Raw genomic sequence first — 4,029 nt, forward strand, 5'->3', positions numbered from 1 at the left:
GCGCGGGACCGCGCGCCCTGGGCGTCCTCGACCGCCTCGGCGCGCACGCCGCCGCGGGCGGTCGCCGCCTGGCGGTGCACGTCGTGGACCCGCACCCGCCGGGGTCCGGGCGGATCTGGCGCGCCGAGCAGCACCCGCTGCTGTGGATGAACTCCCGCGCCGCCGACGTCACGGTCCTGCCGGACGAGTCCTCCACGCTGACCGGCCCGCTGCGCACCGGGCCGACGCTGTTCGCCTGGCTGGACGCCCACCGGGCCGAGCTCGCCGAGCGCTTCGCGCGGCAGGGCCAGGAGGAGCTGCACCGGGAGGTCCTCGGCGTCGGCGAGGGCACCTTCGTCTCCCGCGCGCTCGGCAGCCACTACCTGCGCTGGGCCTGGGAGCGGGTGCGCGAGGCGCTGCCGGCGACGGTGGAGCTGCACGAGCACGCCGCCCGCGCCGTCGACCTGCGCGAGGGCGCCGGCGGCCGCCAGCTCGTGCGGCTCGAGAACGGCCGCGCCCTGGAGGTGGACGCGGTGCTGCTCGCGCAGGGGCACCCCGACGTGCTGCCCGGAGCGCGCGAGCAGGCGCTGCGGGAGTTCGCCGACCGCCACGACCTGGGCTACGTGGCGCCGGGGTACACCGGCGACCTGGGGCTGGAGGACGACCTCGACCTGCTGCCGCCGGGCGAGGACGTCCTGGTGGCGGGCATGGGCCTGGCGTTCGTCGACCTCCTGGTGCTCGTCGCCGAGGGGCGCGGCGGGCGCTTCCGCACCGGCCCCGGCGGGGACCTGCGCTACGAGCCCAGCGGCCTGGAACCGCGGCTGCACGTGGGCAGCCGCCGCGGCGTGCCCTACCGCTCGAAGATCACCTACGAGCTCGCGAGCCGGCCGCCGCTGCCGCGCTTCTTCACCGCCGAGGCGGCCGCGCGGCACGGGCGGGTCCTCGACCTGCGCGCCGACGTGTGGCCGATGATCGCCAAGGAGCTCGCGGGGGCGCACTACCACGAGCTGTTCACCCGGCACCCGCAGCGCACCTCGCTGCCGGCGGCGGAGTTCGACCGGCGCTTCGCGGCCGCCGCGTGGGGCGGCGCCGAGCTGGACGCCCTGGTGCAGGCCGCGGTCCCCGACCCGGCGGACCGGCTGGACCTGCCGGCGCTGGACCGGCCGCTGGCCGGCTGGCGGGCGCCGGACGGCGACGCCGTCCACGAGCGCGTGCGCGCCCACGTCGCCGCGGACGTGGCGCGCCGCGCCGACCCCGGGCACAGCTCCGACGCCGCGGTGTTCGCGGCGCTGCTGTCCTGCTACGCCACCGTCGCCGAGCTCACCCGCCGCGGGCTGCTGGAGGCCCGCTCGGCGGCGGTCGACGTGGACGGGTGGTGGCACGGCTTCTTCAGCTACGTCGCCTCCGGCCCGCCGCCGCAGCGGCTGCGGCAGCTGCTGGCCCTGGCCGACGCGGGGGTCGTGCACTTCCTCGGCGGCGACCTGCGGGTGGGCGCCGACGAGGAGCGGGGGTGCTGGAGCGCGCGCTCGGCCAACGGCCCGCACGAGGTGGCGGCCCGGGTGCTCGTCGACGCGCGGCTGCCGCACCCCAGCGTGCGCGACAGCGCCGACCCGCTGCTGTCGGCGCTGTGCGCGCGGGGGGAGGTCGTCGAGCAGAGCTTCGCCACGGACGACGGGCAGGAGCTGGCCAACGGCCGCCTCGTCGTGGACGCCGCCCAGCGGGTCGTCGACCGGCGCGGCCGGGCGCACCCGCGGCGCTTCGCGGCCGGTCCGTGGGTGGCCGGCAGCGGGTGGGCCGCGGCCTTCGCCCGCCCGCACCTGGACGCGGGGTTCTTCCGGCTCAACGACCGGGTCGCGGTGGACCTGCTGGGGGTGACCGACGGGCTCGCGGACGGGCCCGCGCCGGGGCTCGCGGCGGCCGCCGTCAGCGTCGTCGCCCCCCGAGGTGCCAGAAGCGTGCCGTCGGGCGGAACTCCGCGCGGCCGCTGAGCTCCACCTCCAGCTCCTCCAGGTCGGCCGCGAGCCGCTCGTCGACGCGCTCGGCGTCCTCCAGCAGCGTCGTGACGGCCAGCACGCCGGCGCGCTCGGCCACCTCGCAGCCCGCGGCCGCCAGCGCCTCCTCGGCGAAGGCGGCCTCCAGCCGCAGCGTCGAGCGGCCGGTCGCCGGGTCGAGGGCGCGCTCGGCGCCCAGCGCCACCCACGCGGCGGCCGGCCCCTCCCGCAGCGCGGCCGCCACGACGTCGGCGGCGGGGTTCGGCGCCAGCAGGGACAGCAGCCCCCCCGGGCGCACCGAGGAGGTGAGCGTGGCGACGTCGGCGAGGACCTGCTCGTGCGAGGTGCGGTGCTGCAGCACGTCGTGGCAGAGCACGACGTCGAAGGAGCCCGAGCCGCCCTCGCGGTGGCGGGTCAGCGCCGCCAGGGCCGTGAGGTCCTCCAGGTCGGCGGCGACGGTGTGCAGCCGCTCGCCGACGCCCGCGGCCGCGGCCGCCGCGCGGGCCAGGGCCAGCTGCTCGGGCGAGCGGTCCAGCACCGTCACCGCGTGCCCGGCGAGCGCCAGCTGCAGCGCGTCGCGGCCGTCGCCGCCGCCGGCGTCCAGCACCCGCAGCGGGCCGGGCCCGAGCACGGTGCACCAGCTGCGCAGGACGCGCCCGACGACCCGGTAGCGCAGCCGTCCCCACGGCGAGGCCTGCCAGGTGGCCCAGGCGGCGGACTCGGCGCGCTCGGCCCGCGCGCCGGCCGCCCCCGCGCTCACCGGCTCACCCGGACAGGCGGGCGCTCGCCAGGCGCGCGCCCTCCCCGAGCGCGGCCAGCTTGGCCACCGCGATCTGCGGGTGGATGCGCCCGCCGAGACCGCAGTCGGTGGAGGCCACGACGTTCTCGGCCCCGACCACCGAGGCGAAGCGCTCGATGCGGTCGGCGACCAGCTCCGGGTGCTCCACGACGTTCGTGGCGTGGCTGACGACGCCGGGCACGATCTTCTTGCCGGCCGGCAGCTGCACGTCCCGCCAGACCTTCCACTCGTGCTCGTGGCGCACGTTGGCGGCCTCGAAGGAGTAGCTGCCGGCGTCGATCTCCAGCATGAGGTCGACGATGTGCCGGAACTCCACGTCGGTGGTGTGCGGGCCGTGCCAGCTGCCCCAGCACAGGTGGAAGCGCACCTGCTCCGGCGGCAGGCCGCGCAGGGCGTGGTTGAGCGCCTCGACGCGGATCCTCGTGAAGGCGCGGTAGTCCTCCACGCTCGGCTCGGGGTTGATCTGGTCCCAGTTCTCCGCGATGGAGGGGTCGTCGACCTGCACCGTCAGCCCCGCGTCGACGATGGCCCGGTACTCCTCGCGCATGACCTCCGCCCACGCCCAGATGTGCTCCTCCTCGGTGGCGTAGTACCGGTTGGAGATGCGCGCGCCGCTGCCCGGGGACAGGGAGGTGATGAACCCCTGCTCCAGCGGCAGCCCGGCCGCCCGCAGCCCGGCCGCGAGGTTGGCGATGTCGGAGGCGATCGCCTCCTGGCCGGTGTAGGACAGCGGGCCGGTGGTGGCGGGGAACGCGGTGGCGTTCTTGCCGGTGGAGATGCCCGAGGCCGGGTCGGTGTAGGCGTCCTTGAAGATCGTCCAGTCGCGGCGGTCGGGGAAGCTCGTCAGGCGCACCTTCCCCGGTTCCGAGCGCACGACGGGCTGGGTGAACAGGTCCTCGCCGGTGACCTCGAGGCCGGCGACGCGCTGGAAGGAGTACGACCACCAGGCGCCGTAGTCCACGGCGCTGGACATCGCCTTGCCGTACTCGCCGTCGCCGACGATCGTGACGCCGAGCTCGGCCTGGCGCCGCACGAGGTCGACGACGGCGTCGGTGAGCAGCCGCTCGAACTCGGGCGTGCGCTCGAGGGTGAACCCGTCCTCGGCGGTGCGCCGGGCCTCGTTGGCCGCGATCAGCTCGGGGGTGCGGGGCAGGCTGCCGGCGTGGCTGACGGGGATCTGGCGGGCGGTGGACCGGGCGGTGGACAACGTGGTGCTCCGTTCGGGTGGGTCGGGGTCGGCGGCGCGGGGCGCGGTCGGGG

3 protein-coding genes are annotated in these 4,029 nt (G+C 77.2%); 1 reads left to right on the top strand and 2 read right to left on the bottom strand.

The features are described 5' to 3' along the window. Positions 1–1,967: FAD/NAD(P)-binding protein (locus tag GTQ99_RS20735; RefSeq protein ID WP_166617593.1), on the top strand; the 1,967-nt coding region annotated here is incomplete at its 5' end. On the opposite strand, the gene GTQ99_RS20740 is transcribed toward GTQ99_RS20735, so the two are convergent. Next, positions 1,903–2,730 carry a methyltransferase domain-containing protein gene (locus GTQ99_RS20740; protein WP_166617594.1) on the bottom strand — a complete coding sequence of 276 codons (828 nt, stop codon included), beginning with the start codon at positions 2,728–2,730 and terminating at the stop codon, positions 1,903–1,905. The genes GTQ99_RS20735 and GTQ99_RS20740 overlap by 65 nt on opposite strands. Positions 2,731–2,734: 4 nt before the next feature. Then, positions 2,735–3,976, bottom strand: coding sequence for a cobalamin-independent methionine synthase II family protein (locus GTQ99_RS20745; protein WP_205707933.1), 1,242 nt, complete (start codon positions 3,974–3,976; stop codon positions 2,735–2,737). Positions 3,977–4,029: the final 53 nt, after the last annotated feature.

Origin of the sequence: Kineococcus vitellinus (assembly GCF_009906315.1) — a bacterium.
GTDB classification, from domain to species: Bacteria; Actinomycetota; Actinomycetes; order Actinomycetales; family Kineococcaceae; genus Kineococcus; species Kineococcus vitellinus.